Source organism: Methylomonas methanica (assembly GCF_001644035.1).
Lineage (GTDB): Bacteria > Pseudomonadota > Gammaproteobacteria > Methylococcales > Methylomonadaceae > Methylomonas > Methylomonas methanica_A.
Genome location: NZ_LUUG01000119.1, coordinates 1 through 20,679, shown reverse-complemented (window position 1 = coordinate 20,679; position 20,679 = coordinate 1). Strand labels below are relative to the sequence as shown.

Annotated in this window: 14 protein-coding genes and 1 pseudogene; 10 read left to right on the top strand and 5 right to left on the bottom strand. The window is 51.1% G+C overall.

The features are described 5' to 3' along the window. From A1332_RS26175 to A1332_RS21865, 3 genes and pseudogenes are all read left to right on the top strand, one after another. A pseudogene (locus A1332_RS26175) lies at window positions 1-582 on the top strand (hypothetical protein); the annotation flags it as partial. Between the two features lie 446 nt (window positions 583-1,028). Further along, window positions 1,029-3,323 (top strand): cytochrome c peroxidase, encoded by a 2,295-nt coding sequence (locus A1332_RS21870; protein WP_064010528.1) that lies wholly within the window; start codon window positions 1,029-1,031, stop codon window positions 3,321-3,323. A 75-nt stretch (window positions 3,324-3,398) separates the two neighbouring features. Continuing rightward, entirely contained in the window at window positions 3,399-4,148 is a 750-nt protein-coding gene (locus A1332_RS21865; protein ID WP_064010527.1) for a hypothetical protein, read from the top strand. Between the two features lie 50 nt (window positions 4,149-4,198). On the opposite strand, the gene A1332_RS21860 is transcribed toward A1332_RS21865, so the two are convergent. From A1332_RS21860 to A1332_RS21840, 4 genes are all read right to left on the bottom strand, one after another. Next, the gene (locus A1332_RS21860) at window positions 4,199-5,170 is read right to left on the bottom strand and encodes a 2-hydroxyacid dehydrogenase (RefSeq protein WP_064010526.1); all 972 of its coding nucleotides are present in this window, start codon (window positions 5,168-5,170) and stop codon (window positions 4,199-4,201) included. A gap of 45 nt (window positions 5,171-5,215) precedes the next feature. Then, window positions 5,216-6,067, bottom strand: a complete 852-nt coding sequence (locus A1332_RS21855) for a hypothetical protein (RefSeq protein ID WP_064010525.1) — start codon at window positions 6,065-6,067, stop codon at window positions 5,216-5,218. Between the two features lie 138 nt (window positions 6,068-6,205). After that, window positions 6,206-6,781 carry a hypothetical protein gene (locus A1332_RS21850; RefSeq protein ID WP_157204080.1) on the bottom strand — a complete coding sequence of 192 codons (576 nt, stop codon included), beginning with the start codon at window positions 6,779-6,781 and terminating at the stop codon, window positions 6,206-6,208. Between the two features lie 310 nt (window positions 6,782-7,091). Beyond that, window positions 7,092-8,258 (bottom strand): aminotransferase class V-fold PLP-dependent enzyme, encoded by a 1,167-nt coding sequence (locus A1332_RS21840; protein ID WP_064010522.1) that lies wholly within the window; start codon window positions 8,256-8,258, stop codon window positions 7,092-7,094. Window positions 8,259-8,474: 216 nt separating this feature from the next. Between A1332_RS21840 and A1332_RS21835 the strand changes: the two genes are divergently transcribed. The 4 genes from A1332_RS21835 to A1332_RS21820 all read left to right on the top strand — a co-directional run bounded on the left by A1332_RS21835 (window position 8,475) and on the right by A1332_RS21820 (window position 15,973). Further along, the gene (locus A1332_RS21835; RefSeq protein WP_020482090.1) at window positions 8,475-9,428 is read left to right on the top strand and encodes an HpcH/HpaI aldolase/citrate lyase family protein; all 954 of its coding nucleotides are present in this window, start codon (window positions 8,475-8,477) and stop codon (window positions 9,426-9,428) included. Window positions 9,429-9,553: 125 nt separating this feature from the next. Next, entirely contained in the window at window positions 9,554-10,735 is a 1,182-nt protein-coding gene (locus A1332_RS21830) for a malate--CoA ligase subunit beta (RefSeq protein ID WP_064010521.1), read from the top strand. A gap of 9 nt (window positions 10,736-10,744) precedes the next feature. Next, window positions 10,745-11,632, top strand: coding sequence for a succinate--CoA ligase subunit alpha (sucD, locus tag A1332_RS21825; RefSeq protein ID WP_064010520.1), 888 nt, complete (start codon window positions 10,745-10,747; stop codon window positions 11,630-11,632). A gap of 120 nt (window positions 11,633-11,752) precedes the next feature. Next, a complete protein-coding gene (locus A1332_RS21820; RefSeq protein WP_064010519.1) occupies window positions 11,753-15,973 on the top strand; it encodes a DEAD/DEAH box helicase in 4,221 nt (1,406 codons plus the stop codon). A gap of 142 nt (window positions 15,974-16,115) precedes the next feature. Here A1332_RS21820 and A1332_RS21815 read toward each other — a convergent pair whose 3' ends face one another. Further along, window positions 16,116-16,445 carry a hypothetical protein gene (locus A1332_RS21815; protein WP_064010518.1) on the bottom strand — a complete coding sequence of 110 codons (330 nt, stop codon included), beginning with the start codon at window positions 16,443-16,445 and terminating at the stop codon, window positions 16,116-16,118. A 456-nt stretch (window positions 16,446-16,901) separates the two neighbouring features. Between A1332_RS21815 and A1332_RS21810 the strand changes: the two genes are divergently transcribed. The 3 genes from A1332_RS21810 (at window position 16,902) to A1332_RS21800 (ending at window position 20,675) form a co-directional block, all read left to right on the top strand. Further along, the gene (locus tag A1332_RS21810; RefSeq protein ID WP_064010517.1) at window positions 16,902-19,052 is read left to right on the top strand and encodes an adenosylcobalamin-dependent ribonucleoside-diphosphate reductase; all 2,151 of its coding nucleotides are present in this window, start codon (window positions 16,902-16,904) and stop codon (window positions 19,050-19,052) included. A 123-nt stretch (window positions 19,053-19,175) separates the two neighbouring features. Next, a complete protein-coding gene (locus A1332_RS21805; protein ID WP_064010516.1) occupies window positions 19,176-19,865 on the top strand; it encodes a hypothetical protein in 690 nt (229 codons plus the stop codon). Between the two features lie 81 nt (window positions 19,866-19,946). Continuing rightward, window positions 19,947-20,675 (top strand): hypothetical protein, encoded by a 729-nt coding sequence (locus tag A1332_RS21800; protein ID WP_064010515.1) that lies wholly within the window; start codon window positions 19,947-19,949, stop codon window positions 20,673-20,675. Window positions 20,676-20,679 lie beyond the last annotated feature (4 nt).

Genomic DNA, 20,679 nt, shown 5'->3' with positions numbered 1-20,679 from the left:
TTTGTGATGGGCGTGGTGAGTGATACCAATCTAACCAACCATCTGCATCAGGAAAACAATGACTTTGGCCCAGATGGCGTTACCGAATTATATGAAGTGGCTTATCACAATGATTCTTCAGGCATTTATATTCGCGCCCAGGATGGACAAGCGTTCGACCTGAAATCCATGCAGTTTTCCGCTCCCTGGTCCACTTCCAGCCCGTTCGTCAATCGTAGAGCTGGCTCTTGGGAGATTTTAGGTTTTAGTCAGGCGGATAATCCTAATCTGTCTAGCGGAAATGGCACTGATTATGCGACTCGCGTGGCTTATCAGACTGTTGCGAATACGGCTGCGGATAGTTTCAACGGTACCTTGGTGCTAAATAGCGGCTTTCAAAATATCAGTGCGTTCTGGATTCATTTTATCGGTGAACCTGATTCGTTCGTGACAGCTGGAAGTGCGTACAAAATGCGTTTAGACAATGTCGTGATCGAGCAGACTGCCGCAGCAGTGCCGGTACCGGCTGCCGTTTGGATGTTTGGTAGTGGTTTGTTGGGCTTGCTGTCTTTTGGAAGAAAGAAGAATTCATTAGCAGCCTAAGCCCACTATTAATCCGGCCCTATTTATCACTGGTATTTCGTTAGGGCCGGGCTCGTCGAAGCTCAGGCTAGTGTGTACTTCAACAGGCAAGGGCATTAAGGCGAGCAGTATTTAAGGGCAGGGTTAATCAACGATCTATTGCTCTGCGTTTGACGGGGTGGCGGTAACGCCACCCCTTTTTTTTGATCAGATTTCAGGAGTTAGTGGCATCGTTTTGCGCTTGCCGGCTCTATCCGCCGTCTGCTCGATTCTTGATTCGGTATTTGCCTGGATGTTTCGATCAAATTGTGTCAAATGACGCATTGCCCACTTCAGAAGCGCTACTGGAAGAGTTGAGATCAATATAACCACATGTTTTGAATAGTGATTATGTAAATGGTTTTATTTTTGCTTATTGACTTCAAATTCAAACAAGTTTGCATTTAGACGAGGTAATTATGCGAGTTATGAATAAATTGGGCTGGACAACCGCGGGATGGTTATTTTGGTTGCCATTTGCTTTTGCCCACGGGCCGCAGCCGATGCCGTTGCAAAACGTGCCGATACCAAAGGTTTTTGGTACTTTGGGTGAGTTGCCGGTAAATTTTTTACCTATCGATGGTAGCGATCCTATCGTCGTGGATAAACAAAAAGCGATTGCTTTGGGAAAGGCATTGTTTTGGGATGTCAACGTTGGCAGTGATGGGATGGCTTGCGGGTCTTGCCATTTTCATGCCGGTGCAGATAGTCGGGTTAAGAACCAAATGAACCCCGGGCTGAAAAGCAAAGCTGCGACTGCTGAAACTTTTGAGCGCTTGCCTTCCAGTGCCGATAGTGGTGGCCCAAATTACACGCTTAAAACCACGGATTTTCCGACCTTCCGTTTTAATGATCCTTTAAATAAGGCAAGCGGTATTTCTTTTGCAACCGATGATGTTGTTTCGTCATCAGGCACTTTCAGCGGGAATTTTACCGGCGTATCGAAATTTACCGGTGAGCAAGATCAATGTGCTCGCTCTGTTGATCCCATCTTTCATGTCGATGGAACCGGTACCAGACGAGTGGAGCCGAGAAACGCCCCAACGGTGGTGAACGCTATTTTCAATCACAGAAACTTTTGGGATGGTAGAGCCAACAATATCTATAACGGCGCAAGTCCTTGGGGTGATCGCGATATCGATGCGGGTGTCTGGGTTAAAACCAGTGCCAGAAGCGCTGCCAAAAAGAAGCTCAGACTGGAAAATGCATCGCTCGCTTCCCTATCCATGGGCCCGGCATTGAGCGACGTCGAAATGTCTTGTGCGAGTCGGAAATGGCCCAACATTGGCAGAAAATTATTATTGCGCCAGCCTCTACAAGGTCAGAAAGTGCATAACGAAGATAGCGTCTTGGGTGCGTTGAGCTTAAGTACGCCAGGAAGCCTCAAACCGGGTTTGAATACTACGTATAAAAATTTGATTATGGGGGCTTTTAACCCTAAGTTTTGGTCGTTCAGTTCAACTGGCCCATTTGGAGCGGCGCCCGGTCAAGAACCTTATAATCAAATGGAAGCTAATTTTTCAATGTTCTTTGGCATTGCGTTACAGCTTTATCAAGGCACTCTGGTTTCCGATCAGGCCCCGATTGATTTGACCCCGCGCGATCCGTTTACTCACCTGCCAACTTGGGAAGGGATGGGTAAAACTCAGGCGGAGATTGATTCTTTGAATAACGGCTTGGCAACATTCACCAACAATCACTGTAATTTGTGCCACTCCGGTCCGGCTTTGACTACTGCGGCAATTACCTTGAATAGCACACTGGTCGATGAGACGCTCAACGGTTTCTATGGTAATGACCTTTCAATACCCTACGGACCTGACGCTTTGGGGCCAGACGGAGGTGCTTACGCAGCAGGTATCAGCCCGCATGTCAGCGTCGTTACACGTAATACCACTGTTGGCGGTATTAAATTGATGGATCTTGGTTTTGCTAATACTGGCGTGGCCGATCCCGCAGGTGATCCAGGGATAGGCGATGTGGACGACTTTGGTAATCCCTTGTCATATTCAGATCAATATGTTCAGTACTTGTTAGGAAATTACTCAAATATAAAAGATAAAGTAGTAAAAAGTGTGCGTAGCTGCGATTTTTTGGTGGAGATAGCCAAGAACGTCAGCACGACAAACCTAGTAATATTCACCACGCCTAATGGCATTCAGGCGGATGGCTCTAGGGAAGGTGTTCTAAAAAATCAGGATTGCATTAACGATTTTGCGTTGAAGGGGAATATACCGACAATTACTGCGGCTAATGCATCTCTAAGCTCGGCGCCTTTAAAGTTGGGCGTCGCTAAAAAAGCCACCTTCAAAATACCGGGTTTGCGGAATATCGAGCTGACTGGTCCATATATGCATAACGGTAGCATGTCGACTTTGGAGCAGGTTCTTGAGTTTTATTCTAGAAAAGGCAACAACGACAATCCGGATAGACATACCTTGGTTTCGAATATCGCCTTGGCAAATGCGCCCGAGCAACGTGCCGACTTGCTGGCACTATTGAAAAGTTTTACCGATGAGCGGGTACGTTATGAAAAAGCGCCTTTCGACCATCCGGAAATCAAAGTACCCAACGGGCATGTCGGCGATCACATTTCGGTGACAGCGGGCAATCCGTTGAGTGCCGAGTTGGCTACCGAAGAATTCCTAGTGATTCCGCCTGTAGGAGCAAATGGTTCGCAAACACCATTGTTACCGTTTGAGAGCTATTTACAGGTCCCTTAATTTATTAATTCCTTGGCCCAAGTCGGCATATTGTCGGCTTGCGTCCGAATTATTCAGTTGCACTAGGATTTAGAAATGAAAATATTGAGTAACAAGCAAAAACTTTTGAACAGTCTAGTGACTTTGGCTTTACTAAGCATTGGTCAAAATTCGCAGGCGAGTAGTTCGTTCACCAGCCAATCAACTATTTCGTTCGGCATAGGCGATCTGGCGAATGGGGTAACGGCGACCAGCGCATACACCCCAGCGGATGCGGCGTTTTCCTACGTTTTTTCTGCTCCCGGCAGTGTAGGAGCTATTGTGCCGGCTTCAGATAACGCAGTAGCGGTTTCCTCCTTGGGTTTTGGTGCCGCGCATATGTTTGCGGTCAATGGCTACGCGTCGGCTGGTAGTTTTACTTCTCAGCATATTGGCTGGTATCAGCTGGATTTTTTGAATGAAAGCGCTGAGGATCAACAAATAGTGCTGACATTGAACTATGCCATACAAGCTTCTACCCAAGGCGATGCGGCTACGGATGTCATTGTCGATTTTTCAGACGCGCTTTCATCGCAGTTGTTAGCTAACGCATATTTTAATAATGGCTTGCTAAATGTGACGTCTTACGATTCCGCCCTAGTAAGTGCCGGCGATAACAGTTTTATGACATACACATTTACGCTGGGACAAGGTGAGGCCAGGAGTTTTTATACGGATGTAACAATTAACGGAACCTTACAGCCAGCGGCTGTTCCGCTGCCCGCCGCCGTTTGGTCATTTTTAGCGGGCTTGATGGGTATATTGGGTGTAAAAAAGCAGAAAACAACGCCAGCCAAGTTGGCTTAGAGCACCTGCTCATATTCACTGCGGACTACTCAACGGTTCGCAGTGACGCCTCAAACTACTCTATCCGGCAGTTCAGCACCTGAAAAATAGGCCTGCAAATTTGCCAGCACCTTCTCCCCCATCGCGGTTCGCGTCGCAATTGTGGCGCTGCCCAGGTGGGGGAGGAGTGCGGCATTGTCCAGCGTCAAAAAGCCGGGGTCGATGTTGGGTTCGCCTTCGTAAACATCCAGGCCGGCGCCGGCAATGCGATTTTCTCGCAAGGCTTTAATCAAGGCTTTACTGTCCACCACATCGCCGCGGGCGGTATTGATTAAGTGCGCGGTGGGTTTCATTAAATTCAAGGTATTTGCATTGATTAAATGCCGGGTTTCATTACCGCCCGGGCAATGTAGCGACACGTAATCGCATTGCGGTAATAACTCTTCCAGAGTCTCACAACGCACAGCTTGTAGCTCGTCGACGATGGCTGGTTCCGCCGGGCTGGGTTTGAGGTACAGGATTTTCATACCAAAGCCGTGATGAGCTTTCCGCGCCATGGCTTGGGCTATGCGGCCGAAGCCGATTAGTCCCAATGTGGCGCCGGTCACGTCGCTGCTCATCATATGGGTCGGGCACCAGCCGGTCCATGCGCCGGCGCGGACCAGTCTATCGCCCTCGGCGCCGCGCCGCGCCGACATCAGTAGCAAGGTCATTGCAATATCGGCGGTGCTTTGTGTCAACACGCCCGGGGTATTGGTGACGATCAGGCCTTGCTGTTTGGCGGCGACAATATCGATATGGTTATAACCCACGCCAAAATTACCCAGAATTTTGCAGCGCTTGTTAGCCACGTTCAGCACCTCGGCTGGCAGGGAATCGCAAACGCTGGGACACACAGCGTCGTAATTTTGTAACGCCGCTTTAAATTCGTCGGCGCTTAACGGATGGTCGTCTGTATTCAGCGTGACGTCGTAAAGGGCTTGCAGTTTAGCTTCAACACTTGCCGGCCAACGGCGGCTAAGCAGGACTTTGGGTTTGGTCATTGGATTTCCTATCGTGCTTTCAGGCTCGAATCAGTTGCGAGGAGATTAAGGATCGACGGCCGGGTTTGAAGTGCTTATGCCGCCATTGCCGTGGTCACGGTCGTATGCTTTCAAACGTGCCGCGCGCAGGCTGTTGATGCTGGCAATGTTTTCATCGTGTTGCTTTAAGGATCTTTGCCGCTGTAGGGCCAAATGTTGGTCTTGTTGCTCTTGCAAGGTCATCGCCATGGCCGGTTTTTGGTATTGCAGTTCGGCTTGGCGTTCGGCGATGTTTTGTTCTTGAGCGCGCGTATCGGTATTCAGACGTTTTTCCATTAAATCCAGGCTGCGAGCTTGGTTTTGCAGCTGTTGCTCACTAAGCATTCTGGCGTCATCCAGCTGCTGTTGCCTAAGGCGTAGTTCGATTTCCGCGCGTTTGGCTGCCTGTTCGTCTCTGTATTGAGCGTTAATCTGTTGATTTTCGCGTAACAGGCGCTCTTGTTGGCTTTTTAGCAACGCGGCGGCGGCAATCGACTTGTCATTTTGGATGCGCTCTAGTTCAGTTTGTTGTTTGGTTTGCTGGTTATTGTGATAAATCCATGACGCTATTGGAAACAGCAGCAGGAGAGCAATAGCCATTCTTTGCAGCCATTGGCCTGTGTGGCTGCTTTTGATTGCTGTAGGAGGCGTTATTTCCGTAGGTGGTAAGCGGCTCGCCGCTAATTTGCGATCATAGGCGATGCACCGATTGGTATCGGACAGGATCTCAAACGCTTCTCTTGCCCGGTTCAACGTCTCTATCGCCGAGTCGTCTTCGCGTTTTGCCCAATGTCTTTCAATGTCCTTGAACGCGCTATGTATTTGCTGCTCGTTGGCGGACTCAGGTATGTTTAACAGTTGATATAAGGATTTTGCCATGTGCACATCTCCCAACGCGTCGTCGTCTAATGATCGGGAGATAGTGGACTAGCCCCTGAAAATGCCGGCGCTGAACAAAGCGCCGGCAGGAGGGACTATAAAGAATTGAAATTCGCAGTGCAAACGCCCGGTAAAAATTTAATCGGTGACGATTGCCAGCTTTTCTTGGTTTCTACGTAGCATCGCTAAGGAACCCAGCATGCAACCCAATACAAACCAGGTTAATGTGGCGAGGGGCATGGATGATAAGGGCTTTTCGCTAACCGCCGAAACGGATTCCAGGCTGGGTTGGGGGGCTGCGGTTTTTTCCAGTAGAAATTGGTAACCAATATCAGGGATAAATGACCACGCGCCGCTACTGATGGCGGGATAGTTCATCACAGACCAGTTCAAAGTTTCAATGCCGCGAGCTTCGCTGGCATTTTCTCGATTTAATCCTGAGGCGTAAATGGCTTCGATAACGCAATTGTCGATCTCGTCGGCGTTATTTTTGCCGGTTAAACTACTGGGGAGCCAGCATAAGCCCTGTGCGAAAAGGTCTGAACTTGGCGTCTGGCTAATCTGGGTTGCATTGTTTAGCAGTGCTTGGGTGTGTATTTCAGTTGGCTCTTGTTCATGAAGTTCCGCATGAGCAGGGGCGATAAGTGCTGCAAACAGTAACAGGCGGTGTCTCATGATTTTCTCCCTAGGCTTTGGAGTCAGAAGATAACTCAAGTTCATATGCAGCAAAAGTAATGCCTCGTCCTGAAAAGTCTATTTATTTTAATTATTTACTGATATTTTTCATCATTCTTGGTGTAAAAAATCAGGTATTTTTGATGTGGAATGGTGCAAAAGATGGTTACTTTTGGTGCTTAGTGCACAAAACACGGCTGCTTGTCTCGTGTTCAAAAGTCCCAGGGGCCGGGCACATTAGCCTGTTTTGGGATGCGCCAAAGGGGGATGAGTAACGATTTGGAACAATTACCTGTTGAATCGAATGACGGGTGGCTGGTTGCTGCTCACCCGTCAAATGCGGGGGATGTTATTTCGCAGTTGAGCGGTAATACTCAATAGCGGCGGCGACACCGCTACCCGGTTTAATGTCCAAGCCGTTATCCAGCATCGCCATTTCCACGCCGGCAATCGCACCCAGCAAGGACACATCGTTCATGTCGCCAACGTGGCCGATGCGGAACACCTTGCCGGCCACTTCGCTCAAACCGGCGCCCAGCGAAATATTGTATTTGTTGTAAGCGGTGCTGATGACCTGGCGGGCATCTTTATCCGCTGGTACCACGATCGCGGTGACGGTATCGGAATCCCAACCTGCTTGCGCGCAAGTTTGCAAGCCCCAGGCTGCAACTGCACGGCGCACGCCTTCGCCCAGACGGTGATGGCGGGCGTAAACGTTCTCCATACCTTCTTCCAACAGCAATTCCAGCGCTTTACGCAAACCATACAGCATAGGAGTGGATGGTGTATATGGGGTATAACCATCTTTATTGGATGCCGCCATGTCTTTCAACGAGAAGAAAGAACGTGGGAAGTTGCTGTTATCGATAGCAGCCAAGGCTTTTTGGCTAAAGCCCAGAATCGCCAGACCGGCCGGCAGCATAAAGCCTTTTTGCGAACCCGCGATGCTTGCGTCCACACCCCATTCATCTTGCCGAAAATCAATGCTGCCGATGGAGCTGACGCCGTCTACGAAGAGCAGCGCTGGATGGCCGGCCGCATCCAGCGCTTTGCGCACGCCTGGAATATCGCTGGTTACACCGGTTGAAGTTTCGTTATGTGTGGCCAGCACAGCTTTGATTTCGTGGTTTTTGTCTTCTTTCAGGCGGGCTTCCAGATGATCCAGCGGAATGCCTTTGCCCCATTCAACTTGGTGAATTTCCACGTCAAATCCAAGTTTTTTGGAAGCTTCCGCCCACAAGTGGCCGAATTGGCCGAAGCGGTAAATCAATACTTTGTCGCCCTGGTTCAAGCAGTTGGTCATCGCCACTTCCCAGCCGGCGGTGCCGGTAGCCGGGAATACGAAGCATTGGCCGGTTTCGGTGCGGAACACTTTTTTCAGGTCTTCCAGAATCGGGCTTAACAGTTTAGGGAAGATCGGTGAACGGTGATCTTCCATAGGCACATGCATCGCGCTCAGAATTTCATGTGGGGTATTCGTTGGCCCTGGAACAAAAAGGTGATTGCGACCTGCCATCTGGTTTCTCCTAGATTAGGTGATATTGAATGAATCGGTGAAAATCGCGGGATGGTGCCACATAAGCCGTGATTCGGCAAGTCGTTTACCGGCGCAAACCTGCACCGAAGCTGACAAGCGCAATTGACATTGCAGGCTCTGAAAGTAAAATGGCACGTTCTTTAATCCATGCACGGCGCGGTTTTTTAGCCGGCCAACCAACCGTAGGAAACATACATGAGTCACACACTTTACGAAGCCAATGCGCAACGCGTGCAACGTTGCGAGTTGGCAGTACCGGGTTCCAGTCCGGAAATGTTCGAAAAAGCCCTGAAAAGCGGTGTTGACTTTGTATTTCTCGACCTGGAAGACGCGGTCGCTCCGGACGATAAGCTGCAAGCGCGGAAAAACGTGATTCAGGCCATCAATGATCTGGATTGGAAAGGCAACGGTATTACCCTGTCCGTGCGTATTAACGGTCTGGATACCCAGTATATGGTGCGCGATGTCGTCGATCTGGTCGAACAGGCCGGCGCTAAAATCGACACGTTGTTGATTCCTAAAGTCGGCGTTTACGGCGACGTTTACATGGTTGACGCGATGCTGACCCAGTTGGAAATGCAGGAAGGTTTGAAAAACAAAATCGGCATCGAGTGCCTGATTGAAACCGCTTTGGGCATGGCTAACGTGGAAGACATCGCCAAACAAGGCGCCATCGGCGGTCGCGTGGAGGCCTTGCATTTTGGGGTGGCGGATTATGCCGCCAGCAATCGCGCCCGTACCGTTAACATCGGCGGTTTGAATCCCGATTACCCCGGTGACCAATGGCACGCGGCGATCAGCCGGATGACGGTGGCTTGCCGCGCTTACGGCCTGCGTCCCATCGATGGTCCATTCGGCGACATCAAAGACCCGGAAGGTTACAAAGCCGGCGCCCGCCGCGCGGCTGCTCTGGGCTGCGAAGGCAAATGGGCGATTCATCCCTCGCAAATCGCGCTGGCTAACGAAGTATTCACCCCGCCGGCTGCGGAAGTAGAAAAGGCCAAACGCATCCTGGTAGCGTTGCAGGAAGCCGCCGCGCAAGGTAAAGGCGCTGCTGCGCTTGACGGTCGTTTGATAGATGCTGCTTCCGAACGGATGGCGAATAACATCGTCCGTGCCGCCGAAGCGATTGCCGCGAAATCAAAATAAAAAATTGTAGGTTGGGTTAGGCGCTAGCCGTAACCCAACACGACGGCTTTTAATGTTGGGTTTCGCGTCGCTTTTATGCCCTGCGAGTAAACCCAACCTACATTTTTAAATCCAAGAGAGAGTGCATGGACATTCATGAGTACCAAGCAAAGCAGCTATTGGCCGATTATGGCGTGAAAATAGCTGATGGCGGACTGGCTTACAGCCCGGAAGATGCGGTGCAGCGCGCCCGCGAAATCGGCGGCCACGTCTGGGTGGTTAAAGCGCAAATTCATTCCGGGGCGCGCGGCAAGGCCGGCGGTATCAAGATTTGTAAGACCCACGACGAAGTCAGCGATGCCGCAGAGTCTTTACTGGGTAAAAAACTGGTGACTCACCAAACCGGTCCCGCCGGCAAACAGTGCTTGCGCCTGTATGTCGAGGCAGGTACCGATATCGCCAAGGAATTGTATTTCAGCTTGCTGATAGACCGTGCCCAGGAACGGATCGTCATGGTCGGTTCCGCGCAAGGCGGTATGGAGATCGAGGAACTGGCGGAAAACAATCCGGATGCGATCAAAAAAATCTATATTGAACCAGCCGTTGGTTTGCAAGATTTCCAAGCCCGTGAAATGGCTTTTGCCCTGGGTTTGAATGCCGATCTGATTCCGCAAGCCGTCAAATTGATTCAAGGCTGCTACCGGGCGATGCGCGAGCTGGACGCCAATATGGTGGAAATCAATCCGCTGGTCATCACCGGCCACGATGAATTGATCGCGCTGGACGCCAAAATGGGTTTCGACGACAACGCCTTGTTCCGCCGGCAAAAAATTTCCGAGTTGCGCGACAAGTCACAGGAAGACCCACGGGAAATGGCTGCTGCCGATAGGGGCTTGAGTTACGTCGGTTTGGACGGCGACATCGGCTGCATGATTAACGGCGCCGGGCTGGCGATGGCGACCATGGACATGATCAAACTGGCGGGCGGCGAGCCGGCCAACTTCCTGGACGTGGGTGGCGGTGCTTCTGCTGAACGTACGGAAAAAGCGTTCCGCATGGTGTTGGCCGACAAAAACGTCAAGGCCATGCTCGTCAATATTTTTGCCGGTATTAACCGCTGTGACTGGATCGCCGAGGGTGTAGTGCATGCCGTGAAAAAAATCGATATGCAAGTGCCGTTGATCGTGCGTTTGTCCGGTACCAACGTTGAAGAAGGTCGCAAAATCATCGAAGAGAGCGGTTTGCCCATTATTACGGCGGACACCTTGGCGGAAGCCGCCGAGAAAGCGGTCGCCGCCCGTAATCAAGTTGTAGCCGCGCAAGGTTAAGGAATTTAAATGGCAATTTTTATCGATAAACAAACCCGCATCATCGTGCAAGGCTTTACCGGCAAGATCGGTACCTTCCACGCTCAGGAGATGATCGATTACGGCTCCAACGTCGTCGGTGGCATCACGCCGGGCAAAGGTGGACAAACTCACTTGGGTCGTCCGGTGTTCAACACGGTGAAGGAAGCGGTGGAGCAAGCCGGCGCTGAAGCCAGTATCGTGTTCGTGCCACCGGCTTATGCTGCTGACTCCATCATGGAAGCAGCCGAAGCCGGTATCAAATACTGTGTGTCGATCACCGATGGTATTCCGACTCAGGACATGATGAAAGTCAAAATCTTCCTGAGCAAATTTCCCAAGGAAAAGCGCATGGTGCTGACCGGCCCTAACTGCGCCGGCACCATCAGCCCCGGTAAAGCAATGCTGGGCATTATGCCGGGGCACATTTACATACCCGGTAATGTCGGTATCGTCGGTCGTTCCGGTACGCTGGGTTACGAAGCCGCCGATCAGATGAAAGCCTTAGGTATTGGTGTATCGACTTCAGTTGGTATCGGCGGCGACCCGATCAACGGCAGCTCGCACCGCGATATTCTGGAAAAATTCGAGCAAGACCCGGAAACCAAACTGATCGTGATGATCGGCGAGATTGGCGGCCCGCAAGAAGTGGAAGCCGGGATGTTCGCTAAAGAACACATGAGCAAGCCGGTGGTGGCATATATCGCCGGTTTAACCGCTCCGAAAGGCCGCCGTATGGGGCACGCTGGAGCGATTATCTCCTCGGTTGGCGAGTCCGCGGCGGAAAAAGTCGAAATGCTGAGAGAGTTGGGTGTAATTATCGCCCCAACCCCGGCGGCGATGGGCGAAACAGTGGCTAAGGTATTGGCTACGCTGTAAGGTCTTCCCGCTCTATAAAAAGCCCGCTCCGGCGGGCTTTTTTGTGCGCGTTGACTGGAGGTTCTTTAGCTTGTCCGACCAAGCTGGTAACATCACCCCTTTTGTCGATTTGCCGGAATCATGCAATCTTCTCGTTTAGTCGAACGCCTTAAAACTTATAAGACATTAACCCCGGAGCAACAGGTTATCCTGAAGTTGCTGGCTGTTTATTACGGCTATAGCTCGCTGATCAATTTGGCTAAATGTCTGGGCAGTTTGGGTATCAGGGAAGGCGACAAAACTTTGAAGTCGGAAGCGGTCAAAGCCCGCTTAAAACCGCTGATTAAAGCCGGTTTACTGGAAGAAAACCTCAAATCCGGCGGCACCCGTTGCTGCCGAACCCTGGCGGAAGTGCTGACGCGGCAAGCCGTCGTCGATAAGGAGTTCGACTTGTTTGCCGGCGCGGTACAAATGCATAATCCGCCCGGCCATGGGTACTATCGGTACAGCACTGTGGACGATTGTATCCGCGAAGCGCGCATTCAGTTTTATCGCGGCGATTACGCCAGGGTGGACGAATGTCTGGAATCCGGCGCCCATTATTTAGGCAAACTGCCGCCCGTTAACGAACTGTATCTATCGTGGTTTTTAAACCCGCTGGATGTCGCCTGGTTTACCACCCATCATCCAAAATTATTGCTGGGGCTGGCCGGGTTTTCGGGCTTACATCAACTGCTGTATTTGTATGCCGATGAAAAATTGGATGGCTTTTTACAGCAATTATTGTTCGTCAGTCAGGGGATGCAACAAGAATTGTTGAACCGTGTGGCTTTGGAACTGCGCTTGCTGCGCGGCGAATGGGACGAAGTGGAGCGATTGGTCGCGGATCAGGTCGATCCGGAACTGCAAGCCATCGCTGCGACATTGATTTTTCTGCGCGGCGATTTTGCCGCAGCGGTCAGCCGTTTTGAAGCAGCCTTGGTGCAACTGCGAAAAGCGTCCGGGCAACGCACTGCTTATTTTTACGGATTGGCGGGGGTGTTTTATCCGCTGGCTATCCTGAAGAATAACGACGCCAAACAACGTGCCAAACTCGGCACATTAATCAACCAAGCTATTAAAGCCGACAATTATTGGTTGGGCATTTATCATCAGTTAGCCTTGTTTCAGCGTTTTTTACAAGGCGACTTGTCGTTGCGGGATCAACTGTTAAACACGGATTTGACCTATAAAATCAGTAGCGGCTATCGGGAAAGCGGCTACCCGGATACCTTGCTAACCCCGCCACTGCTGCTACATGTGTTTTTGGCCCTGATCAAGTTTTGGGTCAAAGCCGATCAATTCAATCATGTCACGCCACTCAGCCAAAAGCTTTATCGGCATTTGTTGGATAACGGTTATCGCTGGCCGGCGGCCGAGTTGGCCAAGATATTCACCCACATAGAGCCGCCGCGTTCCATGCAATGGGATTGCAGTTTTTTCGATGGCCGGCCGGCGTTGGCGGAATTATTCGCCAGCCGTCCCGATTGGGATTTGGCGTTGGACGCCTTATTAAATTTGCCCAAGGCCGAAAAAAAAGCCGATGCCGCCGCGCCCATCGACAAGCCTACTCGCTTGGTCTGGTTACTGAGTTACGACGATATCAGTCACGAATTGGAGATTGAGCCGCGCGAACAAAAACAGCAAGCCAAGGGTGGCTGGAGTAAGGGTAGGGCGATTGCATTGAAACGGTTGGCGCACGAAACCAACAAGTTTGACTATTTAACCGAGCAGGACATTAAGCTGTGCGCGCATATCAAGGAATACCGTGATAGCGGCTGGTACGGCAGCGGCACTTATTTTGAGTTCGACAACAGCATGCCGCAGGCACTGTTGGGACATCCCTTATTGTTTTGGGCCGATGCGCCAGAGGTTAGGGTGGATGTCGTCAAGGGCGAAGCCGAACTGCGGGTGAAAAAGCTGGAAGGCAGCGACAAGATCAAAATCAGCCTGGAGCCCGTGCCGGGTCACGAGCAAAAATACTATGTCGCCAAGGAAACGCCCACACGTTTGCGAGTGCTGGAGTTCACCGGTGATCATCATAAGATCTTTGCGGTGTTGGGTGCCAAGGGGCTGGAAGTGCCAGTGTCGGCGCAAGACCGGGTCTTGCAAACTTTGACCAGTATTTCTGGTTTGTTGACCGTGCATTCGGATATCGGCGGCAGTTCCAGCAGCGCCGAGCAAGTGCAGGCCGACGCCACGCCGCGCGTGCATTTATTACCCTGGGGCGAAGGCCTGCGCGTGGCGATGTTGATCCGGCCGTTTGCGAGCGGCGGGGCGTATTATCAACCCGGTCACGGCGGCGAAAGCGTGCTGGCCGAAATCGACGGCCGCCATTGTCAGACTAAACGCGACTTGGCTTTGGAGAGACAGCGCGCGCAGACCGTTTTGCAAGCCTGCGACGTGTTGGAGCAGGCGGAACGCGATGGCGCCGGCGATTATTTATTGGACCAGCCCGAACAATGCCTGGAGCTGCTGTTGCAATTGCAGGCTTTGCCCGCTGAGCAAGCCGTATTGGAATGGCCGGAAGGCGTCCGATTTCGGCTGTTGGGGCAAACCAACGGCAGCGGCTTTAGCATGCAAATCAAGCGCGACAACGATTGGTTTGCTTTGCAAGGCGAATTGCAAGTCAATGAAGATACCGTCATCGAAATCCAGCAATTGTTGGGCTTATTGAACAATCGCGAAGGCCGCTTCTTGAAATTGCAGGACGGTCAGTTCATCGCCTTGACAGAAGAGTTTCGCCGCCGGCTCGACGATTTACGCGCCTATGCCGATCTGCACGGCAAGAAAGTCAGGATCAATCCTTTGGCGGCGCTCACTTTGGAAGACTGGCAGGACGACGCCGGTTTCAAGGCCGATAAACATTGGCAAGCGCACATGCAACGGCTGAAGGACTCGCGCGATTATCAACCCAAAGTACCGTCTACCTTTCAAGCCGAATTGCGCGACTATCAACTGGATGGCTATTGCTGGTTGGCGCGTCTGGCCCGCTGGGGCGTCGGCGCCTGTCTGGCTGATGACATGGGCTTGGGCAAGACCGTACAGGGCTTGGCTTTGCTGGTTGATCGCGCACCGAACGGCCCCAGCCTGATCGTCGCACCGACTTCGGTGTGCATGAACTGGGAAAACGAAGCCGGCCGTTTTGCGCCAACGCTCAATCCGCAAATTCTCGGTAGCGGCGACCGCCAGCGCTTGCTGGATAATCTGGGGCCGTATGATTTGCTGATTTGCAGTTACGGCTTGTTACAGCAGGAACAAGTTGCCGAGATGCTGGCGAAAATCCAGTTCCAAACTGTGATTCTCGACGAAGCGCAATGGATTAAAAACATCGCCACCCGCCGCTCGCAAGGCGCGATGAATCTGCAAGCCGACTTTAAACTGATCATGACCGGCACGCCTTTGGAAAACCATTTGGGTGAGCTGTGGAATTTGTTTAGGTTCATCAATCCCGGTTTATTGGGATCATTGGAACAATTTAATCAACGCTTCGCCGGTCCTATCGAACGCGACCGCAGCGCTGAGGCGCGGTTTCAACTGAAGAAATTGATCCAGCCTTTCATTCTGCGCCGCACCAAAACCCAGGTATTGCAGGAATTGCCGCCGCGCACCGAAATCCCGATCTATGTCGAGCTGAGCAGCGAGGAAATGGCCTTCTACGAAGCCTTGCGCCGCGATAGTCTGGCGGCGTTAAGCAGTGCCGATGCGCCCGCTGGGCAAAAACAATTGCAGATTCTGGCGGCGATCAGCAAATTGCGCCGCAGTTGTTGCAATACGCTGTTAGCTAATCAGGCGGTGGCTTTACCCAGCAGCAAGCTGGCGGCATTCGGCGACATTGTCGACGAATTGCTGGATAACAAGCACAAAGCCCTGGTGTTCAGCCAGTTTGTCGATCATTTGCAATTGATAAAAAATTATATCGAGCAGCGTGGGATTCGTTATCAATATCTGGATGGCAGTACGCCGGCCAAGGATAGGCAGCTACGCGTAGACGCGTTCCAGCGCGGCGAGGGCGAATTGTTTTTGATCAGCTTGAAGGCCGGTGGCGTGGGCTTAAATCTGACTGCCGCCGATTATGTGATTCACATGGACCCGTGGTGGAATCCCGCTGTGGAAGATCAAGCCTCGGACCGCGCGCATCGCATGGGCCAGCTGCGGCCGGTGACGATTTACCGGATGATCGCCAAAAATACCATAGAGGAAAAAATCGTCGCGCTGCACAGCCATAAACGCGACCTAGCCGATAGCCTGCTGGACGGTGCGGACATGAGCGGCAAGGTGTCTGCCGACGAATTACTCAATCTGATGAAAGGCGAAACTTAAGCAGGCAAGGAATCCGGCTATTAGGCGAGGTTTTTACTTTAGGCCACCGCGTCATCCCCGCGAATGCGGGGATCCAGGCTTTTGATTTTACTGGATTCCCGCATTCGCGGAAACGACGAAACAGGGTGAATTTACGATTTGTTTAATCCCGTTTTAAATTATGCTTCTTGCGGGAGATATTGTGGCTGGCTTTGTTTTGTTGATGGGTCAGTCTGGCCCGTTCCCCGGCGGTAACCACGCCGTCGGCTTTCGCGACTTCTTCTTGACGCTCTATGCGCATTTGTTGATTTTCCAAATGGTTGGCTTCGCGGGTGGTTAAGGCGCCGGACGCCTCGCCTTGCTCGATGCGTCTGTCCTGATTTTCCTGGCGTTGGTCGATGTGCGGTGTTTCGATGCCGGCGAAGCAGGGTTGCGCCAAGCCAAAAACTGCCAGCAACGCGCCCCGCAGTAAAAATTTGCTGATGTTAGTCATGTGTGCCTCGGTGGTGTCATTATTAGTTTGCCAACTTCATCCTCAAGCCGGGACTTTTTCAATCCACTGCAACCAGCTGGCGAAATCATTTTAGCCAGAAATATTAACTACGCCTTAACTAGACCGCTTGTCCCTGCCGGCTGCCGATACAGGCCGTTTGAATTGCCATCTGTCTGCTGTTTGGCAAGCGACCCAGCAGTATCCAAGTCATTTTAAAATTAAATGCCGCCGCTAACTCCTTGAGTTAAAAAAACAAAGCCGCAAGCGTGGGTATTTAGTAAAAATTTCCCGCTGACAACACAATATGTTGTGCTAGAATTTTCACATAGACACTATATGCAGTATATCGCTAGATTATAGTGTTTTCGGTTTTAACCCAATAAACATCAACATCTTAGCCGTGCCGGAGCGGTGAGATAGGCCAATAACCATTCAACTAGAAAAGGGAATCCACGAATGACCGCAAAACTTCATGTTGTGACGCAAGACACTACCGAAATCCCGCTACAAAGTGCTTCGCTGGATATTTGGGACAGCAAATATCGCTTAAAAACCAAGGACGGCAAAGCGATTGACGAAACCATAGACGAAACCTATAAGCGCGTCGCCAAGGCCTTGTCCAGCGTCGAGAAAACCAAGGCGCTGCAAGAAAAGCACTACAAAGAATTTTTATGGGCGCTGCGTAAAGGCGTGATTCCGGCCGGGCGTATTGTTTCCAACGCTGGTGCCTTGGAACACAAACCGGCCACTTCCACCATCAACTGCACTGTTTCCGGCATCATCGAAGACTCGATGGACGATATTTTGCACAAAGTCCACGAAGCGGGTTTAACTTTAAAAGCCGGTTGCGGCATCGGTTACGAGTTCTCCACGCTACGGCCGCGCGATGCTTACGTTTCCGGTGCCGGCGCTTATACATCCGGTCCGCTGTCGTTCATGGATATTTACGACAAAATGTGTTTCACCGTCTCGTCCGCCGGCGGTCGGCGTGGTGCGCAAATGGCGACCTTCGACGTGGCACATCCAGACGTGGTGGACTTTATCCGCGCCAAGCGTGAAGACGGCCGTTTGCGCCAGTTCAATCTGTCCTTGTTGATTACCAGCGAATTCGTGGAAGCGGTAAAAAACAACGGCCAGTGGCCGCTGTCCTTTCCGGTTACCGAACGCGAAGCCAATGTCGATAAACTGGATCTAACCGATGCCGACAAAATTGTTTGGCGCGATCTGCCCAACAAAAAAGGCTATGTGGTCAACGAAGCCGGCCTGGTGGCGTGCCGCATTACCAAAGTCATGCCGGCCCGCCGCTTGTGGGACATCATCATGTCATCCACCTACGACTACGCCGAACCTGGCTTCATCCTGATCGACAAGGTCAACGAGATGAACAACAACTGGTTCTGCGAACATATCCGCGCCACCAACCCTTGCGGCGAACAACCCTTGCCGCCCTACGGCAGCTGCTTGCTGGGCTCGATCAACCTGACCCGTTTCATCGACAAACCCTTCACCAAAGATGCCAGCTTCGATTGGGAAGGCTACCGCAAAACCATCCGCATCTTTACCCGCATGCTGGACAATGTGGTAGAAATCAACGGTCTGCCATTGGAAAAACAACGTGAAGAAATCACCGGCAAACGTCGCCACGGTATGGGTTATTTGGGTCTGGGCTCGACCATCACCATCCTGGGCATGACATATGGCGATACCGAGTCCTTGGAATTTACCGAACAAGTCACCAAAGAATTGGCGATAGAGGGCTGGAAAGCAGGTCTGGAGTTGGCTAAAGAAAAAGGCCCGGCGCCTATCATGGACCAGCTATTCACCGTCACCGGCGAAATGCTGCACAAACGTCCGGAAATGACAGCCGACGGTTACAAACTCGGCGATCAGGTGGCAGGCAAGGTGCTGCATGCCAAATACAGCCGTTACATGCAAAAAGTCGCGCAGGAGCAGCCGGAGTTGGTCGCGGAACTGGCGGAAGTGGGTTGTCGCTTTACCCATCACAGCTCGATTGCGCCCACCGGCACCATTTCGCTGTCCTTGGCTAACAATGCCAGCAACGGTATCGAGCCCAGCTTTGCCCACCATTATTCACGTAACGTGATCCGTGAAGGCAAAAAATCCAAAGAAAAAATCGACGTATTTTCCTTTGAATTACTGGCCTACCGCCACTTGGTTAACCCGGACGCGATGCCGTACAGCGAAGATCCAAAGCAACAACTGCCGGCCTATTTTATTGCTGCCGATGATGTCACCCCGAAACAGCATGTGGATATCCAAGCCGCCGCGCAGCGTTGGATCGATTCTTCGATCTCTAAAACCGCCAACGTGCCCACCGATTACCCGTACGAAGACTTCAAGTCCATCTACGAATACGCCTACGACCAAGGCCTGAAAGGCTGCACCACGTTCCGCTTCAACCCGGAAGTGTTCCAGGGCGTGTTGGTGAAAGAGTCCGATCTGGAAAACACCACCTACCAATTCACGCTGGAAGACGGCCATGTGGTGGAATTTAAAGGCAACGAAGACGTGGAATATGACGGCGAAGTCCATACCGCAGCCAATTTGTTCGATGCCTTGAAAGAAGGCTACTACGGCAAGTTTTGATTTTCAAAAAATGTAGGTTGGGTTAGGCGCTAGCCGTAACCCAACACGACGGCATTTAATTTTGGGTTACGCATGCGCTTTATGCCCGGCGGGTAAACCCAACCTACAGAATACGGAACACCCATGACCCTACACAAAATCAACAAAAAAATCGTCAGCTACAAAGTGCTGACTAAAGAAAGCCTCGAAGCAGCTGCGCAGGCGGAAGCGGAATTGGCAAAACCTTCGCTGGAAGAAATGCACGAAAATCTGGCGCGCCCGGAGATGCTGCTCGGTTCCACCTACAAGATCAAAACCCCGCAGTCCGAGCATGCCTTGTATATCACCATCAACGACATCATCCTGAACGAAGGCACTGTGCACCAGGAGCGCCGGCCTTATGAAATCTTCATCAACTCCAAAAACATGGAGCATTTTCAATGGGTGCTGGCGCTGACCCGCTTGATTTCGGCGGTGTTTCGTAAAGGCGGCGACGCCACCTTTTTGGTGGAAGAAATGAAAGCGGTATTCGACCCGCAAGGCGGTTATTTCAAAAAAGGCGGGGTTTTCATGCCGTCTTTGGTCGCCGAAATCGGCCACGCCATCGAATCGCACATGAAACACATCGGCATGATCAAACCGGACAAACTCAGCGATCATCACCAGCAATTGCTGGACGAAAAACGTCGGGAATTCGAAGCCCAGCATGGCACGTCGGAGGGGCAGGCGTTTCCTGAGAAAGCCGTGTTGTGTAACAAGTGCAGCACCAAGGCGATGGTGTTGATGGATGGGTGTATGACTTGTTTGAATTGTGGGGAGTCAAAATGTGGGTGAGTTGTAATGTGGATCCTTGATAGCAAAGCGCAATATTAAAGTTACTGTGGTATTCCGTATTCGGCATATAGGTATTATCGAATGGATAAGAAAGGAATAGGATCTTTATTAGAAGATAAAAGCCCCTTAGGGTTAGGGGGATTGGCCGACGCGCAACTGAAGGGAAAGGGGTTGCTGAGCCAATATTATTCTGACAATGAAAAAATGCGTGACTCTTTTGAAAAGGAGTTTGTGCAACTGTCAAATAAACTGGCTAAGCTAGAAAGACATTTCGAAGACTCGTGGACCGATAGAAATAAGCGAATTGAAAACCAAATATCAGCGATAGCGCATCAAGTATCAAAAATGGATGGTGATACGAATGCTGCTATCTCAGCGTTATACGACGATATTGATAACGCAAAAAGTATTTCCATGGAGAAGATTAATTATTTATCTGAATCAGTGTCACAAGCGGATGAAATTGTAGGTCATCTTGCCAAAACGGCTGTTGCTGGCGGTTATTCCGTAGCAGCGGGAAAAGAAGGTCAGGCCGCAGATAAGATGAGGCAATATGCCGTAAGCTTTTTTGTTTTAGCTGGATTTCCGGTAGCTTATTTAGTTTTTGAAAGTGGTGGTGGAGCAATCGATTGGCCGCACATAGCAAGCAAAGTATTTCTTTCGATATTTATGTTGGCCCCAGCAACATATCTTGTTAGGGAGTCTTCCAGACATCGCGAACAAGAAATTACAAATCGTAAAAAAGGTATGGACTTGGCAACTATCGATCCGTTTTTGAAGAGCCTTCCTGAATCAAAGAGTTATAACTAAATCT